This window comes from Halobacillus faecis, from assembly GCF_007991335.1.
GTDB lineage: Bacteria > Bacillota > Bacilli > Bacillales > Halobacillaceae > Halobacillus > Halobacillus faecis.
On sequence record NZ_BJYD01000022.1, the window covers coordinates 1 to 17,553 of the forward strand.

Genomic DNA, 17,553 nt, shown 5'->3' on the forward strand with positions numbered 1-17,553 from the left:
CCGTCTTTGCTCTTAGAATGTTTCCCTCCCAATCCAATCCGTCGCCATTAGGCGCCTCCCCTTGTTCGACTAGGTTTGAAATCATCGCCTCGATTTTTCCAATGAGCTTTAGGAAACTCTCTTTCATTTCTTCTGTGCTTTGTTTAGTTGCATTCGTTATTGTGGAGATCCCCTGTAAATCTCCAAGAAGAGATCCAAAAAGAGTTTCTTGCCCCTTGACCTCTTCCTTTTGCTTCACATTAGGGTTCATGAACATTTTCTGAGAATGTCCCAACATCGTCATCATAGCCGTATTCATTTTCACACCCCCTCTCAAGGAAGCATCAATCTTCGATAAGCAGACCGGCGATGTTTGCAGCAGCTTCTGGATCCATCTGACCGAGGATTTCTCCTCTTTCCTCACTAGCTACATCATTTAAAACCTGCACCGCTAAATTTTGTTTCATACTTTGAAGAATAGGAGCTGCTTTTTCTGGGTCCATTTCCTGAAAAGATTGAGCCATTTCTTTCACTTTTGAATTTTTGTTGTTCTCATCTTCTGTTCTAGCCGCTTTCAAATCAGCTTCCAACTGCACCACTTGTTGTTCTAATTCATTGATCTGATTTTGCTTGCTGTCAGATTCTGATTGGAGTTCTTCCATTTCAGCTTCTTTGTTGGCAATTACCGCCTGTAAACGGTCCACCTCACCGGTTTCTGAATGGCCATCATCAGAGGAAGCTGCTTTGGATAGGCCTGGAATACGACTTGTATATTTTTCGGCTTCTTCAAAAACATTGACCCCACTCAACGTGAGAATGATCAATGTAAGCGTGATAAGAAAAACTAGGGGAAAGAAAATGGCAGCAATCATTTTAAAAAAAGATTTCTTATTTTTTTGCGTAGGGTCACTCTTTGCCATTTCATCACCTATTATGAAAATTTAAGTATTGCTGCATGGATAGTTCATCCATTTGTTTGTTCTCTTCACTTTTCATTAAATCCCACTGCTCATTCCGCTTATGTTCTACAATTTTTTCAAACTTTTTCACCTCTATGTGAGCTGCAGAAAGTTTGACTTGTTTTTGCTGCATATTCTTCCTTGCTTTCTGGACCGCGGGCTGAAGTTGATCGATCGTCTGCTGTAGGCCTTGTATGTAACGTTGATGCCGTACGATGGCTTCTGCTCTTACCGTATAGTTTTTCAATTCTTCCTCAAAGCTTTTTTCCGCTATTTCCTTCTTCTTTAGACATTCATAAAGTTTTTCTGCGATCTTCTCAAAATTGTCGACAGCATCCTGATAGATTATCTGAGTCTTTTGCTTCTCTCGATCTCTCAGGTCCCTGATTCTTTGAAATGTTTGAACATCAGCCATCTCTTACGGGTCCTCCTATACGAACAGTTTTCTCAGGTCTTCTACTGACCTTTCAAAACTTGCCGGTTCATGTATCCCTTGTCTTAAGAATCGAGTGATGGCAGAGTGAAAGGTGATCGCTTGGTCGATTTCCTTACTCGATCCTTTTTTATAGGCTCCAATCTGTATCAGCTCACTATTTTCTTCATAAGTAGCCAACAGGCCCCGTAGCTTTTCAGCAGATTCTTTATGTTCAGGGGAAGCAATTTGCTTCATTACGCGGCTTATGGATTTTAGTATATTGATGGCTGGAAAGTGGCCTTGTTCAGCAAGTTTACGATCAAGAACAAAGTGCCCGTCGAGAATCCCTCTCACGGTATCAGATATGGGTTCATTCAAATCATCGCCATCAACTAAAACCGTATAAAAAGCTGTGATTGTACCATTCACGCTTGACCCTGTTCTTTCTAATAATTTCGGTAATAGGGCAAAAACGGATGGAGTGTAACCTTTAGTGGTAGGAGGTTCGCCTGTCGCGAGGCCGATTTCACGCTGAGCCATAGCAAAACGGGTGACAGAGTCCATCAACAAATTGACGTTATACCCTTGGTCGCGAAAATATTCACTGATGGCTGTTGCTGTATAAGCCCCTTTCACTCTCATTAGTGCAGGCTGATCAGAAGTAGCAACGACGAGAATGGAGTTTCTCAACCCTTCTTCTCCCAGGTCATTCTCAATGAACTCTCTCACTTCCCGCCCTCGTTCGCCGATCAAAGCAATCACATTCAAATCAGCCGAACTGTTTCTGGCAATCATCCCCATCAAGGTACTTTTACCAACCCCGCTCCCTGCGAAAATACCGACTCTCTGCCCTTTTCCGACAGTTAATAAAGTATCCACAGCTCTCACGCCGACTTGAATCGGTTCATGGATGGGTGGGCGCATGAGAGGGTTGGGAGGGTTTTGATCCGTCGGGTACCCTTTTAACCCTAAAGGCATGGCCGCTCCATCCAACGGTTGGCCTGCAGCATCCAAAATCTTCCCGATCAGCCCTACTCCCACTTGAATTCGCATCGGTTCACCGGTGGCTTCGACAATGCTGCCAGGACGAACTTCTTTTACTTCGCGAAAAGGCATTAAGAGGATGTTTTCATTATTGAAACCGACCACCTCGGCTGGGATCTTTCCTGTTTGTTGGGACGTATGGATATAACACAAGTCACCGACAGAAGCTTCCGGTCCCTTGGATTCAATCATTAGTCCGACAACTCTATGAATCTTCCCATACCTTTTCATAGATTCTGCATTGGCAATCGCATCAAAGTAACGCTGGTTATTCATTTCCCATCTCCTCATTCGCCACAGAGAGCAGTTGAAGCCTGAGTTCTGATAATTGTGTATCTATACTTCCATCAAGCCTTCCAAACTGCGATTCCACAATACAGGCGTTAGGAGCTAACTCTTCATCTGCGTAAATGCTTAAATACGAAGATGGAGTGATCAACCGTTCCAGCTCGTCAGACTGTTTATAGACAAATTCATATTTTTCTGGGTGGACATACAAAGCGACCTCTGGCTGGCCTTTGACCTCTTCGATTACTCTTTTAACCACTGGGGAAAACAAAGCGGGGTCTTCTTCAAGTTTTGCATTGAGAATTTTCTCGGCTGTTTTCATGGCTACTTCTATAATTGTTCTTTCACTATTTGTCACCATACGGTCATGCGCAGCTTTGGCTTGCTGAATGATTTCATTAGCCTGGGATAATCTGTCTTCTAAGGCTTCATGGCCTTCTTTATGACCTTGCCCGAACCCCTGGTCCATCCCTTTTTGATAGGCTTCATTTTCGATCACTTTTCTCTCTTCTCCCCAGGTTTCTTTCATAGACTGTATTTCTTCTTCTGTTGATCGCATCAGCTGATCTCTTTGAATCCTTGCTGCTTCTAAGTCTTTTTGAGCCTGGGCTAATTCTTGGTTTATTTGATGACTTTTTTGCTCCTGTTCGTTTTCCTGAACGTGCGGCTCTCGAATATGAACAGGCCTCAAACCTATGACTCTGCCACTTGATGAAGCGGCGTGCTTAGACAATGATGTCATCTCCTCCACCTCTTGCTATGACGATTTCACCAACATCCTCTAAACGGCGAATGGTCGTAACCACTCTCGTTTGAGCCTCTTCCACATCCCGAAGTCTGACGGGCCCCATGAACTCCATTTCTTCTTTGAAAGTGGTCGCCATCCGTTCAGACATATTACTGAATACGATGTCTTTGACTTCTTCACTGGACACTTTAAGCGACAAACGCAGATCATCATTTTCAACATCACGAATGATCCTTTGAATCGCCCGATTATCAAGAGCAACGATATCTTCAAAGACGAACATGCGTTTCTTAATTTCTTCCGCCAATTCTGGATCTTGTATTTCAAGAGAGTCAAGGATCGTTCTTTCTGTACTGCGATCAACACCATTCAAAACTTCCACGACGGCTTGAATTCCACCGGTTTCTGTATAATCCTGGGTCACCGTAGTCGATAATTTTTTCTCCAGGATTTGTTCCACCTGACTAATAATTTCAGGGGATGTTGATTCCATTGTGGCAATCCTCCGCGCCACGTCCGCCTGAAGTTCTTGAGGAAGTTCTGATAGAATCTGTCCGGACTGCTCTGGATCTAGGTAGGACAGTACGAGCGCAATCGTTTGGGGGTGCTCGTTTTGGATAAAGTTGAGAATCTGATGCGCATCTGCTTTTCTTGCAAAATCAAATGGCTTTACCTGCAAAGATGAAGTGAGGCGTCCGATAATATTAGAAGCTTCATCAGAACCGAGCGCTTTTTCTAGAATTGTCTTTGCATAGCCGATTCCACCCTGGGATATATAATCCTGGGCTAATGCTATTTGATGGAACTGCTCTAGGATTTCTTCCTTTTCTTTTTTATCTACCTTTTGTACCGAAGAGATCTCCAACGTCAATTGTTCAATCTCTTCCTCATCTAAATGTTTGTACACCTGGGCTGCAACATCTGGCCCAAGGGAGATTAACAGGACAGCCGCTTTCTGCTTGCCTGTCAATTCCGACTTTCTCAAGGCCATATAAAGACCTCCTTAATCTTCCGCAATCCATGATCGCAATAATTTCGCAAAATCTTCCGGTTTTTCTTTGGCCATCTTTTCCAACTGCTTACGTTTACGCGTCCCTTCATCCTCACGTTCCTCAATGGATGGGACTTCCTGTGGCTTGGCTTCTTGAACCTCTTCTTCAAACATCATATACGCTTCTTCAACCTCTTCTTTAGTCCTTTTCCTGCGTGCAAGGACGATAAGAAGTACGATGATTGTAAATAGGAGCACACCTCCTATAACATAAGCCCAAAAAGGTACACCCTCACCTGATTCAGGGAACTCGGGGTCTCCGTTGAACTCCTGGAATACGATCGAAACTTTCTCTTGTGTATCCACTTCTCCGTATTCGCCATTAATTGATGTTGTAATCATCGAATCAACAATGGACTGTACGCTTTCTTCAACGGTTTGTTGTTCAGCGGCGGTAAGGTATTCGATTTCTCCCTCAGGACTAACACTTTTGGTATTATCAATGGCTACTTGAATCCCTAGGTCCCTTACCTTGTATGGGCTCTCTTCAATATTTTTCTTAATTCTGTTGAACTCGTTATTAATGGTTTCGCGATTCATTTCGTAATCGCCACCTGAGCCTTCTGCTCCAGCAGGGTATTCAGGTATGTCCCCTTCTTCCGTACCTACAGGGCCACCCTCAGGCAGACCGCCTTCGTACGTTTCTTCAATTCGTTCTACACTGACAGGCAGACCTTCCATTGTTTCAGGGTCTACAGGCTCTACCAGTTCTTCTACACGATTTTCTTTTGTAAAATCGATATCTGCCGTTACGGTGGCAATCACTTTCTGCTGACCGATCATCATACCTAGCATGCGTTGCAATCGTTGTTTAATGTCTCTTTCAATGTCTCTCTTTACATTCTGCTGATATGTATAGGCATTTTCAGAGCCACCCATCTGGGAATCATTTATGTCAAAATAGTTAAAATTTTGATCCATGATGACGATATTATCTTTAGGAAGGTTCGGTACGGATTTTGAAGCTAAATTATAAAGGGCTTCAATTTGTCCATTTTCGATCTGATACCCAGGCTGTACATTGAGTACGATCGAGGCAGAGGCCGGTTGTGCCGATTCAGAAACAAATACCTGCTCTTCCGGCATATTGATCATGACTTGAGCATCCTGGATGCCTGTGATCCCCTTCATCAAATTTGCAAGTTCGGTTTGCATCGCATCCAGTTTGATGACATCAAACTCATTATCCGTCATTCCCCATGAAGTATTTCCACTGAAGAAACCATAATCAATCGTTCCACTATTAGGCAGGCCGGCGGCTGCAAGGTCCACCAGCAAACCTTCTGCCTGAGTGTCTGGAACAAGGATGGTAGCTCCTCCCTGGTCTAGTTCATATGTAATTCCTCTTGTTTCAAGTTCTGTCTTAATTTGACCAATCTCCTGTAAAGTTAGGTCTCTGTATAACGGAACCATTTTCGTCTGAGAGGCTAAAACACTTGTCAGAAGAAGGATGCAGATGATGACAGCCGCCCCGCCGATCATCCATCCCTTTTGTGATTTTTTCCGCTCTTTCCAAAAGGTTGTCAGTCTTTCCTGATATTTTTTTATTTTTTCTTTCATAGTTGCCCCCATAAAAAGCACGACCTAAGCGAATGGTTTAGTGCGAATTCAATATAGTAGCGTCACACTTGCATACGCATGACTTCTTTATATGCTTCTACGACTTTGCTCTGCATTTCCACAGCTGTTTTCATAGTGATGCTTGCCTTTTGTGAAGTGATCATCACATCATGCAAATCATTGATGTCTCCCTGAGCGAGAGCTTTCGTCTTATGATCAGACAGGATTTGAGCGTCGTTCACTCCTGCAATTGCATCTTTCAACTGATTGGCAAATGTAGCATGAGCTTCACCAGGAGAAACATTTTTCTTCCATTGTGTTTGAGAAGGTTGACTTAAGGGGATTGTGTTAACTAGATGGTTTGACATTATGAATTCTCCTTACCTTATCTCCCGATTTCCAAAGCTTTCATTAACATACTTTTCGATGCATTAACGGCTGTAACATTCGCCTCATAAGAACGCGTGGCGCTCATCATATCGACCATTTCCTTTAGGGGATCGACATTAGGCAGTTCTACATAACCATCTTCGTTGGCATCTGGATGATTCGGGTTGTACACAAGTTTAAAAGGCTCATCATCTTCAATAATTGCTGTTGCTTTTACACCACTTCCCTGTGATGAATCAGCGGCTGCTTTATGTAAAAAACTTTTGAAGTTGTTTTCAGACGGTTCAAAAACCACCATCTTTCGGCGATAAGGCTCCCATTCCCCATTCTCATTAAGAGTGGCTCTTGTAGTATTCGCATTCGCCATATTTGATGAAGCGACATCCATCCGTAATCTTTGAGCTGTAAGAGCACTAGCGCTGTTATTCATAGCATGAAAGATACTCATCTATTAGTTCCCCCCTCTGATGACAGATTCCAGGCTGCGGAACTTCCCACTCATACGATCAACCAAGGCTTGATACTGAATTTGATTTTGTGCCAGTTCATTCATTTCTTTATCAATGTCCACGTTATTCCCATTATGATTGTATTCCGTATTCGTCTTTGTAAACGTCCGATACGGTTCACGAGAGTCATTCGTAAAGGGTAAATGGCGCTCATTCGTCTTTTTAGCCTGTAGAAATGAATGTTCTTGACTCAAGACATCCTTAAATGCCACACCTTTCGCTTTGTATCCCGGCGTGTCCACATTGGCAATATTATTAGAGATTGCTCTGTTTTTAGCTGAAGAATAGTCCAAAGCATTCTCTAAGCTTGTAAAAGTGCTGCTGAAAAGAGTCATTCCTCCACCTCTATTCGACATTATTCTATACTCACAGACACAATTGTAAAAAAATTCGCGTACTTGTGTCTATACAAAAAACCACTTTTTTACGAGAGTATTACAAACACCCCAAATGAATCAGGGACAAATTCCTCACTTTTTTACTTTTGTTTCCATGTGTCGAAATCTTTCCCATAATGAACATTATTACATAACTTTTTGTCGAATAGTGAATTTATCATGGATATTTTTAAAACACGACATAAGATAGTGAAAATAGGTTAAATCTGTTAAAAAAAGCACGATGTAAAATACGTGTATGGGTTTATCAATTGCATGGCAAATTTCTTGAAGAGTCCGTTTAGAAATGATTTCAGGATTCGTTGCATGGTTGAGCGTCAAGAGCTGCGGGTATAGGGAAACTCCTAAATGAAATATGATGAAACGTCGGTCACCAGTGTATCCCATCGACTAAGCGGGCGGAGATAAAGTAAAACGAAGTTGTGAGCGATTTGATGTTGCCTTATCGTACAGTAGAAAGAGAAGTCTTACTAGCCGCTGGTCGCACGAGCCGGATTTCGCAAAGGGGAACCCGATCCTTTTGAAACGAGTCTCCCCCTAAAGCCCCCCCCCTTCATTAGAAACCTCGATACGGAGTCCCCTAAGATTGTTAAGCTACTCACTCGTAACCATTCATTGACAAGGAGAACGAAGCTAAAAAGGATACAAATATTCATGAACTACAATAAATTCATATATGAAAAAACCGCCACTCTATAAAAAGAGTGACGGTTTTTTATTATTAATTCGTGCGAAGTTTTTGAAGCTCAAGTAGGAAATTGTTATTCAGTACTTTAATATACGTTCCCTTCATTCCTAGTGAACGGGACTCGATTACACCAGCACTTTCAAGCTTTCTCAATGCGTTAACAATCACTGATCTCGTGATTCCTACACGATCGGCAATTTTACTTGCTACAAGTAGCCCTTCATTTCCTTCTAGTTCCTCGAAAATGTGCTCGATCGCTTCAAGTTCACTGTAGGATAGAGAGCTGATCGCCATTTGTACAACGGCTTTGCTACGGGCTTCCTGTTCGATTTCTTCTGTTTTCTCATGAAGAATTTCCATACCAACGACAGTAGCACCGTATTCAGCAAGAAGTAAGTCATCTTCGTTGAAATTGCTGTTCAGGCGGCTCAGAATAAGCGTACCTAGACGCTGACCACCACCAATGATCGGAACAATTGTCGTCAGACCATTTTCAAACAACTCACGGTTTTCAACTGGGAATGCCGTGTATTCACTATTGATATCGATATCTGGTGTTGTTTCTTCAATGTTGAAAAGGTTTTGCGTGTACTCTTCTGGGAATTGACGCTCAGAAAGCATGGCCTTCATTCGCTCATTCTCAATTTCTTGATTGATAGCAAACCCTAAAAGCTTTCCTCGACGGCTTAACACAAAAGTATTTGCCTCAATTACATCTCTCATCGTTGCGGACATGTCGTTAAAGTCCACGGATTTTCCGGTTGTCTTTTGCAGCATTGCATTGATTTTACGTGCACGATCTAGTAGTTTCATGTTCATTTCCTCCTTGTTGTTCACCCTATAAAATAAATCGACTCAAATCTTTGTTTTTTACGATTGATGATAGTTTGCTGTCTACATACTGTGGTGTGATCTCAATAGTTTCCATCGTTACGTCAGGAGCCTCAAAAGATAAATCCTCAAGCAGTTTTTCTAAAATCGTATGCAGCCTCCGTGCCCCGATGTTATCTGTTTCCTGATTTACTTCATGAGCGATTTCTGCGAGTCTAGTAATAGCATCGTCAGAAAATTCAACCTTTATACCTTCTATTTCAAGTAACGCCTTATATTGTTTCAAAAGTGCATTTGAAGGCTCTGTTAGGATACTTTTGAAGTCTGAAACACTGAGTTTATTTAACTCTACGCGGATTGGAAACCTTCCTTGCAGTTCTGGAATTAAATCCGATGGCTTAGCCATATGAAACGCACCGGCTGCAACGAATAGAATATGGTCAGTTGCTACAGGTCCGTATTTTGTCACAACGGTTGAGCCTTCGACAATCGGAAGAATATCTCTCTGTACACCTTCACGGGATACATTTGCCTGATTGTCACCTTTCGCCGCAACTTTATCGATCTCATCAATAAAGATCATTCCTGCCTGTTCTACTTTAGCAACAGCATCCTGACCGACTTCGTCCATATCCACCAACTTGCCCGCTTCTTCTTGTGTTAGTACTTTTCGTGCTTCTGAAACAGGAAGTTTACGTTTCTTTTTCTTCTTCGGCATGAATTGACTAAATGCATCCTGCATGTTCATCCCCATCTGTTCCATACCGGAGCCTTGCATCATGTCATACATGGAAGATTGAGATTCTTCCACTTCTATGGTTACCATCCGGTCTTCCAGCTCACCGAGATCCAGCTGATGACGAATGCGGCTTCTTTTTGTCTCTATTTCCGCTTCTTCACTCTTCTCATCAGGATCCACTTCCTGCTGATTGCCTTGATTAAAAATCATCTCAAATGGATTTTTAAAGTTATTGGACTGCTTTTTCTTAGAAGGAACGAGCAGTTTCACAAGACGCTTGTTTGCTTGTTCTTCCGCCCTGTCTTTTACAGCCTCCATTTTCTCTTCCTTCACCATACGTACGGCCATTTCCACTAAGTCTCGCACCATGGACTCAACATCTCGACCAACGTAACCAACTTCAGTGAATTTCGTGGCTTCCACTTTAACAAAAGGGGCCCCGACTAATTTCGCTAAGCGACGGGCAATTTCTGTCTTCCCTACCCCTGTAGGTCCCATCATTAAGATGTTCTTTGGTACAATTTCGTCCTTCAAATCATCTGTCAGCTGCATACGACGATATCTGTTCCGAAGAGCAATAGCTACAGATCGCTTAGCGCTCTCCTGTCCAATGATATATTGATCTAGTTTTTCTACAATTTGTCTAGGAGTTAAGTTTAATGACATTCATGGTCCCCCTTAATCGAGAACTTCCAGGATTATTTGATCATTCGTAAAGACGCAGATCTCTCCTGCAACCTCAAGCGCTGCTCTAGCGATTTGTGAAGCAGATTGTTCCGGTGAATAACGTTTCAACGCGCGTCCTGCACTTAGAGCGAAGTTTCCACCTGAACCGATGGCAAGTATACCGTCGTCCGGTTCTATTACTTCCCCAGTACCTGAAACAAGAAACATATTCTCTTTATCCATAACAATCAACATCGCTTCTAATTTCCTTAGAACACGATCACTCCGCCACTCTTTTGCAAGTTCTACGGAAGCTCTTGCCAGGTTGCCATCAAAGCTTTCCAGTTTTCCTTCGAACTTCTCAAAAAGAGTAAAAGCATCGGCCACAGAACCAGCGAAGCCTGCTAACACTTGATCATTAAATAGTCGACGAACTTTCCTTGCCTTATGTTTCATAACTACCTGATTGCCTAATGTTACTTGACCATCTCCACTCATCGCACACTCTCCATTGTGCTGGACGGCAAAGATCGTTGTTGCATGAAATTGCTGCTCCATCATTTTCACCTCTTATTCGCTCGTGGATGACTGTTCATATATACATTTTTCAACCGATCTTTCGATACGTGTGTATAAATCTGAGTTGAAGAGAGTCGTTCATGTCCTAATAATTCCTGTACTGAGCGCAAATCTGCTCCTTCATTCAGAAGATGAGTAGCAAACGAATGTCTTAACTTATGGGGATGAATATCCACCGTCAACGCTGCTTTTTCGACCATCTTTTTCAGTACGAGCCTGATCCCATCAGCTGTCAGAGGACCGCCTTTAGCATTCAAAAACAATCGTTTACTCGAGGCATCTTTCTTAGAAGCCAGTTGTTTTCTGCCATCATTTATATATGTCTGAAGTGCTTTTGCAGCAAACTGCCCGTAGGGAACATAACGGTCTTTACTTCCTTTTCCATGAACAAGAGCTGTGTTCAATGAAAAATCCAAGTCTGGGAGTTCCATTTTCACACATTCACTGACACGTACGCCCGTTCCGTAGAGAAGTTCGATAAGAGCCTGGTTTCTCTGTCCTAAGGGCGTATGCAAATCACTCACAGTAAGAAGTTTCTCTAACTCTTCTTCATAAAAGAAATTGGGGATGGGACTTTCTTTCTTTGGTAATATCACATTCAAAAATGGGTTCTGAACGACAATTTCCTCACGTTCCAAGAAGCGGAAAAAGCTTCTTAAACTTGATATCTTTCTGGAAACTGTCCTTCTTGAATACTGCGCTTCGTACTGCCTTGATAAAAAGATTCGGATCACAGGGTATTCACATTCCTGTATGGACAACCCCTCTGATGTGAGAAAGGATGCAAATTCATCCAAATCCCTTCCATAATGCTTTAATGTAAGAGGCGAAGCGTTTTTTTCAATTTGAAGATATTCCATAAAAAGCTCTTTATAAGACTGCATGATTCCTTCCACCTCACAAAGGCGTCTAAATTTTATCACAACATTCATTGGCATAACAATGCATTTAATTAAAATGTAACAAAATTCTGAATTGTTTCCAACTCTAATGAATCAAGTATTTGATGAAATCATACTTTAGCGTGATCATGTGTCAAGTATGTATACTTACCAAAGCGTAATTATAGCGCCCCACCTTATAGCTGTCAATCAAAAACTTACGTTCCACAAAAACTCACGGCAGGTTTCATAATATCTTCCTATTCGTTAAGGCTCAGATTAGAAATTTCTTGTGTTTTTAGAGGCTGAAAGAAATTATACCAACATTTGATACAGCCACTAAAAAAAGAGTCTACAACTAAAAGGATAGTCATAGACTCTTGGTTTTATAACTAAATCAGGATTGAGGCTCTTCTTTATAATCACATTCCGTACATTGAATTTGTGTGCCCTTCTTCGATTTCTTCTCTACAAGCAGAGACTCACATTTCGGACATGGTCTGCTGATTGGTTTATCCCAGGATATAAAGTCACATTCCGGATAGTTTTCACAACCAAAGAACTTACGGTTTTTCTTACTTTTCCGTTCGACAACTTCTCCATCTTTACATTTAGGACAAGTGACGCCGACTTTTTTAAGAATCGGTTTCGTATTACGACAGTCAGGGAAATTTGAGCAGGCAAGAAACTTTCCATACCTTCCCATCTTATACACCATTTCATGTCCACACTTCTCACAATCAATGCCTGCAGGTTCGTCTTTGATTTCAATTTCTTCCATCTCTTTTTCCGCTTTTTCTAATCGGGGCTGGAAACCTTCATAGAAATGACTGATGATGTTCACCCAGTCCTCTTTACCATCTTCGATCGCATCAAGGTCATCTTCCATGCCTTTTGTAAAGTCGACATCGATGATTTCCGGGAAGTATTCTTTCAATTGTTCAAGGACAATTTCACCAAGCTCCGTTGGAATAAAACGCTTATTATCCAGAGCGACATACCCACGGCGCTGGATGGTATCTAGGGTTGGTGCATATGTCGATGGACGCCCAATTCCGAGCTCTTCAAGCGTCTTAACAAGACGGGCTTCCGTGTAGCGCGGAGGTGGCTGTGTAAAGTGCTGGTTCGGTTTGATTTCTTCCGCTTTTACGGTCATCCCCTCTTCAAGATGAGGCAGAAGTTTGTCTTTCTCTTTCTTATTATCATCGCGACCTTCAATATAAACCTTCATAAACCCTTTGAATTTGACTTCAGAACCTGTAGCTCTAAACTCTACCCCTTCATTATAAAGGTGAACAGTCATCGTATCTAACACTGCTGGAGCCATTTGGCTGGCAATGAACCTGTCCCAAATCAATTTATAAAGACGATACTGGTCACGGGATAATATGCTCTTCATTGCTTTTGGATCACGATCTGCCCCTGTCGGCCTGATCGCCTCGTGAGCGTCTTGAGCACCCTCTTGCTTTTTAGTCCCTTTACTTTGCCCAAGAAACTCTTTACCGAAGTTCCCTTCGATATATTGTTTTGCGTCCTCTTTGGCGGAATTTGAGAGTCTAGTGGAATCCGTACGCATGTACGTAATCAAACCAGTCGTTCCTTGCTTTCCTCCAAGGTCGATCCCTTCGTAAAGCTGTTGGGCAATCATCATCGTTTTCTTCGCGCGGAAGTTCAATTTACGTGCGGCTTCCTGTTGAAGTGATGAAGTGGTAAAAGGAAGGGACGGATTTCTTTTTCTTTCTCTTTTATTAACTTTATCTACCGAGAAATCCTTCCCTTTCATCCGCTTTTGAATTTGGTCGACATCGTCCTGTGTTTTTAAATCCTTCTTCTTACCATCAACACCATAAAAAGAACCTTCAAATGTCTCTTTATCTTTTAAGAAATCGGCTTCAATCGTCCAATATTCTTCTGGCTGGAATTTTTTAATCTCATTTTCACGATCAATAATGATTTTAACAGCCACTGATTGAACACGACCTGCACTTAAGCCTTTTTTAACTTTCTTCCAAAGAATTGGGCTGATGTTATAACCGACAAGTCGGTCAAGAATCCGGCGAGCCTGTTGGGCATCAACGAGATCTGAATCAATCGATCTCGGTTGTTTAAATGAATCTTTAATGGCTTCTTTAGTGATTTCATTAAATACAACTCGACAATCAGATGTATCATCAATTTCCAAGCTGTGTGCTAAATGCCAAGCAATGGCCTCCCCTTCACGGTCGGGGTCGGCAGCGAGATATACTTTCTTTGCTTTTTTGGCTGCGGTCTTTAGTTCTTTCAAAACAGGACCTTTTCCTCGGATGGTTATATATTTGGGGTTGAATTCATTCTCTACATCCACGCCCATTTGACTCTTAGGCAGGTCACGCACATGCCCAAGGGATGCTTTGACTTTGTATTTTTTTCCAAGATATCGTTCAATTGTTTTTGCTTTTGCAGGTGATTCTACTATTACCAGATAATCTGCCATATATGTTCCTCCCATAGAGGTGTTTTCTCTTTTTGCATCATACACTCTTTTTATTTTATCAATTTTTGATTTACCTATTGCTGGATCACTTATTCTAATGAAAAAGAAAGCTTAACCTTCCTTCCTAAGAGAAAAAGTCGATCTAACGCAGTGATTTTCCCATGTAATTGTTTGGATCAGCTTAGTATAAAATAAATCTTCCCTATTATTAAATACAATGAAACCGTTTGTCAAACATATATTTTTCAAAAAAGTCTCAAATTGGTCCATTCTTACCCTTGAATGTAACACCTTTGTAACGGATTATTCAAATTTTTCTAACCAATCTTCCAGGATGTCATGATGCGTATGAACCAATTTTGCACCTTCATTGATCATTTTATGACATCCTTCACTCGTTACATGTCCAGCAGGTCCCGGGAGTGCATAAACATCCTTGCCTTGCTCTAAGGCCTGGTCCACTGTAATCAATGTGCCGCTTCTCAATCGTGCTTCAATAACAAAGGTACTTGGAGTCAATCCTGCAATTAACCGGTTACGTTCAGGAAAGTGATATTTTTTCGGTGGGCAGTCCGGAGGATATTCACTTACAACCAAATGTTCTCGTATTAAAGTGTCGTATAAAAAAGGGTTGTTCTTAGGATAAATATGCTCAAATCCAGAACCGAGTACGGCAATCGTTTTTCCATTATATTCAGCCGCTAACTTGTGAGCAAGCTGATCGATTCCCTGTGCCATACCACTGACAATGGTAAACCCAGACCTGATCAGTGGGATAAGGATAGACTTCATAGCAGGAAACGCATAAGATGAGGGCTTGCGAGTGCCGACCACACTAATCGAAAGTGGTGTATGAATCAAGGATACATCACCTTCCATGTAAAGAGCATAAGGAGGGTCTGGAATCGTTTTTAAATACTCTGGATATGATGGATCAAACACAGTGACAATTGTACATTCTTGGTCATAAATGTCGAGTTTCTTCATTATATTATTGTCAGTTATATGTCGGTGGATGGATTGAGCTCTAGAAAGGGGGATAGATAGAGCAGTGGATAACTGAGAAGGTGTACATGAAAAGGGATAAAGTAAAGAAGCGTCGATCTGAAGTAATTTTCTAAGAATAGGCCTTGTCATGTTGGGTGAATCATGAAGGAGGAGCAAGCGTCTTCTACGGTCTTTCATCAGGCACCTCATTTCCATAGTTTAGAGGCCGTACCTGTTTATCGATACGGCCTCTTTTTTCATTTACTTAGTGAGTTTTGCATTTTTCAAATAGATCCTGATCCTTTAACACTTGGATCAATGTTTCACCCATAACTGAAGGTGTTTCAGCTACTTGGATTCCACACTCATTCATGACACGGATTTTTTCGTCAGCGGTACCTTTACCACCAGAAATAATCGCACCAGCATGGCCCATACGTTTTCCTGGAGGGGCTGTTCGGCCGCCAATAAAGCCGACTACTGGTTTGCTCATATTCGCTTTCACCCATTCAGCTGCTTCTTCCTCAGCTGTTCCACCAATTTCACCAATCATGATGACAGCTTCTGTATCTGGGTCTTCATTGAAAGCTTTCAATACATCGATGAAATCGGTCCCATTTACAGGATCTCCCCCGATTCCAACCGCTGTTGATTGACCGATTCCAGCTTCAGAAAGCTGGTGAACAGCCTCATAAGTCAATGTGCCAGAACGGGATACGACACCGACATGGCCTTTTTTATGAATGTAACCAGGCATGATACCGATTTTACATTCATCAGGAGTAATGACGCCGGGACAGTTCGGTCCGACAAGGCGTGTTTTCTTTCCTTCCATATAACGTTTTACTTTGATCATATCCAGTACAGGAATATGTTCAGTGATACAAATGGCAAGATCCATTTCTGCATCTGTCGCTTCCATTATAGCATCCGCTGCAAACGGTGCAGGGACATAAATGACGGAAGCATTCGCTCCTGTTTTTTCCACAGCTTCCGCAACTGTATTAAATACAGGAATTCCCTCAACTTCGGTGCCGCCTTTACCAGGTGTGACACCGCCCACGATTTGTGTCCCATACTCAACCATCTGTTTTGTATGGAAGAGTGCTGTGGAGCCTGTAATACCTTGAACAATGACTTTTGTGTTCTTATCAATATATACACTCATCTGATTCCCCGCCTTTCTTACTTGACTAGTTCAACGATTTTTTGTGCGCCTTCTGCCATAGAATCTGCAGAAGTGATGTTCAAGCCTGATTCATCAAGAATTTTCTTCCCAGCATCTACGTTCGTACCTTCTAAACGAACAACGAGCGGCAATGTTAGTCCGATTTGTTTCGTTGCTTCAACCACACCTTCAGCAATAACATCACACTTCATAATGCCACCGAAAATGTTGACGAAGATTCCTTTGACATTTTCATCAGAAAGGATGATCTTGAAAGCTTCGGTTACTTTTTCAGTTGTAGCGCCGCCTCCGACATCCAGGAAGTTGGCAGGATCTCCATTATAGTGTTTGATTGTGTCCATTGTAGCCATCGCAAGACCCGCACCGTTGACCATACAGCCAATGTTACCATCGAGCGCGATGTAACTAAGATCATATTTAGATGCTTCTACTTCTTTAGGATCTTCTTCTTCAAGATCACGAAGTTCAGCAATATCTTTTTGACGGAAAAGGGCATTATCATCAAAGTTCAACTTGGAGTCAAGCGCCAAAACGTCCCCATCACCTGTTGTAACAAGTGGATTGATTTCTGCAACAGAGCAATCCTTTTGTACAAAAACGTCATAAAGGCCAAGCATAAACTTAACTGCTTTTCCTAAAGATTCTTTCGGAATATTAATATTGAATGCAAGTCGACGCGCCTGGAATGGTGTGAGACCTGTCACAGGATCAATGACTTCTTTAAAGATTTTTTCAGGAGTCTTTTCTGCGACTTCTTCAATCTCTGTTCCACCTTCTTCAGATGCCATCATCGTTACACGGCTTGTCGCGCGATCGAGAACAAGACCGACATAGTATTCGCTCTTAATATCGCAACCTTCTTCGATAAGTAAGCGCTTTACTTCTTTACCTTCTGGTCCAGTCTGATGGGTTACAAGTGTTTTTCCTAGTATTTCGTCAGCGTATGTACGCACCTCGTCAAGATTCTTAGCAATTTTGACTCCGCCCGCTTTCCCGCGGCCACCTGCGTGGATCTGCGCTTTGACAACTGTGACATCGCTACCTAATTTCTGCGCTGCTTCGACAGCTTCATCTACGGTATATGCGACGTGTCCATTTGGCACAGATACGCCAAAATCACGCATGATTTCTTTTCCTTGATACTCGTGAATGTTCATGTTTCATCCTCCCATCAAATTT

18 protein-coding genes are annotated in these 17,553 nt (G+C 42.1%); all 18 read right to left on the bottom strand.

Annotated elements, in window-relative coordinates; genetic code table 11:
- A partial coding sequence (locus HFA01_RS11785; protein WP_146816470.1) for a hypothetical protein occupies positions 1-298 on the bottom strand: 298 nt, incomplete at its 3' end.
- A gap of 25 nt (positions 299-323) precedes the next feature.
- Positions 324-899 (bottom strand): MotE family protein, encoded by a 576-nt coding sequence (locus HFA01_RS11790; protein ID WP_146816472.1) that lies wholly within the window; start codon positions 897-899, stop codon positions 324-326.
- A 4-nt stretch (positions 900-903) separates the two neighbouring features.
- Positions 904-1,353, bottom strand: coding sequence for a flagellar export protein FliJ (gene fliJ / locus HFA01_RS11795; RefSeq protein WP_146816474.1), 450 nt, complete (start codon positions 1,351-1,353; stop codon positions 904-906).
- A 15-nt stretch (positions 1,354-1,368) separates the two neighbouring features.
- On the bottom strand, positions 1,369-2,673 hold the full coding sequence (fliI, locus tag HFA01_RS11800; RefSeq protein ID WP_146816476.1) for a flagellar protein export ATPase FliI: 1,305 nt from the start codon (positions 2,671-2,673) through the stop codon (positions 1,369-1,371).
- Complete coding sequence (gene fliH, locus HFA01_RS11805) at positions 2,666-3,427, bottom strand: flagellar assembly protein FliH (protein ID WP_146816478.1); 762 nt, start codon at positions 3,425-3,427, stop codon at positions 2,666-2,668. The genes fliI and fliH overlap by 8 nt, the downstream gene beginning before the upstream one ends.
- Positions 3,411-4,424: a flagellar motor switch protein FliG gene (gene fliG / locus HFA01_RS11810; RefSeq protein WP_146816480.1), complete on the bottom strand. Its 1,014-nt coding sequence runs from the start codon at positions 4,422-4,424 to the stop codon at positions 3,411-3,413. Before fliG ends, fliH begins: the two co-directional genes overlap by 17 nt.
- Before the next feature lie 12 nt (positions 4,425-4,436).
- Positions 4,437-6,044, bottom strand: coding sequence for a flagellar basal-body MS-ring/collar protein FliF (gene fliF / locus HFA01_RS11815; RefSeq protein WP_146816482.1), 1,608 nt, complete (start codon positions 6,042-6,044; stop codon positions 4,437-4,439).
- Positions 6,045-6,106: 62 nt separating this feature from the next.
- Positions 6,107-6,412, bottom strand: a complete 306-nt coding sequence (gene fliE, locus HFA01_RS11820; protein ID WP_146816484.1) for a flagellar hook-basal body complex protein FliE — start codon at positions 6,410-6,412, stop codon at positions 6,107-6,109.
- Positions 6,413-6,429: 17 nt separating this feature from the next.
- Entirely contained in the window at positions 6,430-6,882 is a 453-nt protein-coding gene (gene flgC / locus HFA01_RS11825; RefSeq protein ID WP_146816486.1) for a flagellar basal body rod protein FlgC, read from the bottom strand.
- Between the two features lie 3 nt (positions 6,883-6,885).
- On the bottom strand, positions 6,886-7,278 hold the full coding sequence (gene flgB / locus HFA01_RS11830; RefSeq protein WP_146816602.1) for a flagellar basal body rod protein FlgB: 393 nt from the start codon (positions 7,276-7,278) through the stop codon (positions 6,886-6,888).
- Positions 7,279-8,062: 784 nt separating this feature from the next.
- On the bottom strand, positions 8,063-8,842 hold the full coding sequence (gene codY, locus HFA01_RS11835) for a GTP-sensing pleiotropic transcriptional regulator CodY (protein ID WP_089652423.1): 780 nt from the start codon (positions 8,840-8,842) through the stop codon (positions 8,063-8,065).
- Between the two features lie 25 nt (positions 8,843-8,867).
- Positions 8,868-10,265 carry an ATP-dependent protease ATPase subunit HslU gene (gene hslU / locus HFA01_RS11840; RefSeq protein ID WP_146816488.1) on the bottom strand — a complete coding sequence of 466 codons (1,398 nt, stop codon included), beginning with the start codon at positions 10,263-10,265 and terminating at the stop codon, positions 8,868-8,870.
- Positions 10,266-10,277: 12 nt separating this feature from the next.
- Complete coding sequence (gene hslV, locus HFA01_RS11845) at positions 10,278-10,823, bottom strand: ATP-dependent protease subunit HslV (RefSeq protein ID WP_146816490.1); 546 nt, start codon at positions 10,821-10,823, stop codon at positions 10,278-10,280.
- A 5-nt stretch (positions 10,824-10,828) separates the two neighbouring features.
- Positions 10,829-11,728, bottom strand: a complete 900-nt coding sequence (xerC, locus tag HFA01_RS11850; protein ID WP_146816492.1) for a tyrosine recombinase XerC — start codon at positions 11,726-11,728, stop codon at positions 10,829-10,831.
- A 394-nt stretch (positions 11,729-12,122) separates the two neighbouring features.
- On the bottom strand, positions 12,123-14,198 hold the full coding sequence (topA, locus tag HFA01_RS11855) for a type I DNA topoisomerase (protein ID WP_146816494.1): 2,076 nt from the start codon (positions 14,196-14,198) through the stop codon (positions 12,123-12,125).
- A gap of 303 nt (positions 14,199-14,501) precedes the next feature.
- Complete coding sequence (dprA, locus tag HFA01_RS11860) at positions 14,502-15,185, bottom strand: DNA-processing protein DprA (protein ID WP_246139323.1); 684 nt, start codon at positions 15,183-15,185, stop codon at positions 14,502-14,504.
- A 265-nt stretch (positions 15,186-15,450) separates the two neighbouring features.
- Positions 15,451-16,353, bottom strand: coding sequence for a succinate--CoA ligase subunit alpha (gene sucD / locus HFA01_RS11865; protein ID WP_115823174.1), 903 nt, complete (start codon positions 16,351-16,353; stop codon positions 15,451-15,453).
- 17 nt (positions 16,354-16,370) lie between these two features.
- Positions 16,371-17,531 carry an ADP-forming succinate--CoA ligase subunit beta gene (sucC, locus tag HFA01_RS11870; protein ID WP_146816498.1) on the bottom strand — a complete coding sequence of 387 codons (1,161 nt, stop codon included), beginning with the start codon at positions 17,529-17,531 and terminating at the stop codon, positions 16,371-16,373.
- Between the last annotated feature and the right edge of the window lie 22 nt (positions 17,532-17,553).